This is a genomic window from Streptomyces sp. YS-3, assembly GCF_045257485.1.
Taxonomy (GTDB): domain Bacteria; phylum Actinomycetota; class Actinomycetes; order Streptomycetales; family Streptomycetaceae; genus Streptomyces.
The window spans coordinates 1-2301 of the sequence record NZ_JBJHPC010000841.1 but is presented as its reverse complement, the minus strand read 5'-3'; the positions used below and the strand labels follow the sequence as shown (position 1 = coordinate 2301).

Here is a 2301-nt window from a genome sequence, read left to right as displayed (position 1 = left end):
GGCGGGCGGGCAGCTCGTGGCGGCGCAGCGGCGGGCGGGCGCCTTCGGCGCGGGAGGCGAGTTCCGCGAGGGCGGCGACCGTCTGGGCGCGGAAGACGTCGCGCAGCGACAGTTCGACGCCGAGCGCCGTGCGGATGCGGCTGACCAGGCGGGTGGCGAGCAGCGAGTGGCCGCCCAGGTCGAAGAAGCCGGCGTCGGCGGGGACTGCGGCCAGGCCGAGCAGTTCCCCGAACAGGCCCGCCAGGATCTCCTCCTGGGGGGTGCGCGGGGCGCGGCCGGCGGCGGCCGTGAGCACGGGCGCCGGGAGCGCCCGGTAGTCGACCTTCCCGTTGGGGGTGAGCGGGAGTTCGTCCAGGACGACGAGGTGGGAGGGGACCATGAAGTCGGGCAGCAGGCCCGCGAGCCGGGTGCGCAGCTCGGCCTCGGTGACCTCGCCGACCACATGGGCCACCAGGCGTTTGTCGCCGTCGTCGGCGGTGTGCACGCCGACCACGGCCTGGCGCACGCCGGGGCAGCCGGCGAGCGCCGTCTCCACCTCGCCGGGCTCGACCCGGAAGCCCCGGATCTTCACCTGTTCGTCCGCGCGGCCGAGGAACTCCAGCAGGCCGTCGGCCCTCCAGCGGGCCAGGTCGCCGGTCCGGTACATCCGGGCTCCGGGGGCGCCGTGGGGGTCGGCGACGAACCGCTCGGCGGTGAGCGCCGGCCGGCCCCGGTAGCCGCGGGCGATGCCCGCGCCGGCCAGGTAGAGCTCGCCGGGGGTGCCGGGCGGCACCAGGCGCAGCCGCTCGTCCAGGACGTAGGTGCGGGTGTTGTCGAGGGGACGGCCGATCGGCACCGGGCCGTGGACGTCTTCGCTGATCGGATGGGAGGTGGCGCACAGGGTCGCCTCGGTCGGTCCGTACAGATGGCGCACCAGGATGCCGGGGCAGGCGGCGCGCACCGCCCGTACGGCGGCCGGTGCCACCACGTCGCCGCCGGTCAGCACCTCGCGTACGGTCGCGAGGAGCTGCGGACGCTCCTCGGCGACCACGCGGAAGAGTCCGGCGGTGAGGTGGACGGCGGTGATCCGCTCGTCGTGGATGAGCGCGCCCAGGGCTGCGACGGTGAGGTCGCGTTCGGGGGCGACGACCACCTCCCAGCCGGACAGGAGGGCCACCCAGATTTCGTAGTCGGCGATGTCGAAGGCGTGCGGCGCGTGGAAGAGGACGCGGTGGCCCTCGGCGCTGTGCCAGCCCCGGTCGGCGGCGAGGTCGAGCAGGTCCCGGTGGGTGACGGCGACGCCCTTGGGCTCGCCGGTGGAGCCCGAGGTGTGCATGAGGTAGGCGAGCTGCCCCGCCAGGACCGGGGGCAGCGGGGCGGTGGCGGGCCGGGCCGGTTCGTCGGCGGTGACCAGGACGGTATGGGCGTCACCCGCCTCGAACGCCCGGAACTCCTCGTCCACCAGCAGCACCGGGCAGCCGGTGTCGGTGAGGATCCGGCGCATGCGGGCCGCGGGGTAGCCGGTGTGCAGCGGCACATACGCGCCGCCCGCCTTCAGGACGGCCAGCATCGCCACGACGACGTCCGGGGAGCGGCGCATCAGGAGGGCGACGGGGGTCTCGGCGCGGACGCCGAGTGCGGTGAGGCGGTGGGCGAGCGCGTCGGCGCGGGCGTCGAGTTCGCGGTAGGTGAGGTGGGTGGCACCGGACTTCAGGGCGGTGGCGTGCGGGGTGCGGGCCGCCTGGGCCGCGAAGGCCCCGTGCACGGTGTCGGGGGCGTCCTGCGGCCGGGGCACGGTCGGCAGCCACGCGTCGAGCAGCCGGGCGCGCTCGGCCGGCAGCACGGTCTCCAGCTGGGAGATACGGCCCCTGGGCGCGCGGGCCACGGCCGCGAGGATCGCGCGCAGCCGCTCGCCGAGTCCCTCCATGGTGCGGGCGTCGAACAGCTCGGTACGGTACTTGACCACGGTGTGCAGTCCGGCGGGCCGCTCGGTGATCTGGAAGGCGAGGTCGAACTCGGCCTCGGTGACGTCGACTTCGGCGGTGTCTGTCTCCAGGCCGGCCAGCTCCAGGGCGGCGGCCGTGCCGGCCCGGCGCATGGTCAGGGCGACCTGGAAGAGCGGGTGGCGGGCGAGCGAGCGGCGCGGGTTGACCGCTTCCACGACCTGTTCGAAGGGGACGTCCTGGTGGGCGAAGGCCGCGAGGTCCGCCTCGCGGACGCGGCCCAGGAGTTCGGCGAAGGTCGGATCGCCCGACACATCGGTCCGCAGCACCAGTGTGTTGACGAAGAACCCCACCAGATCGTCCAGCCCCTCCTCACCAC

Annotated in this window: 1 protein-coding gene; it reads right to left on the bottom strand. The window is 75.1% G+C overall.

Features of this window, described 5'->3' with window-relative positions; all coding sequences use genetic code 11:
• A partial coding sequence (locus ACJA3G_RS35425) for a non-ribosomal peptide synthetase (RefSeq protein ID WP_406557136.1) occupies window positions 1–2301 on the bottom strand: 2301 nt, incomplete at both ends.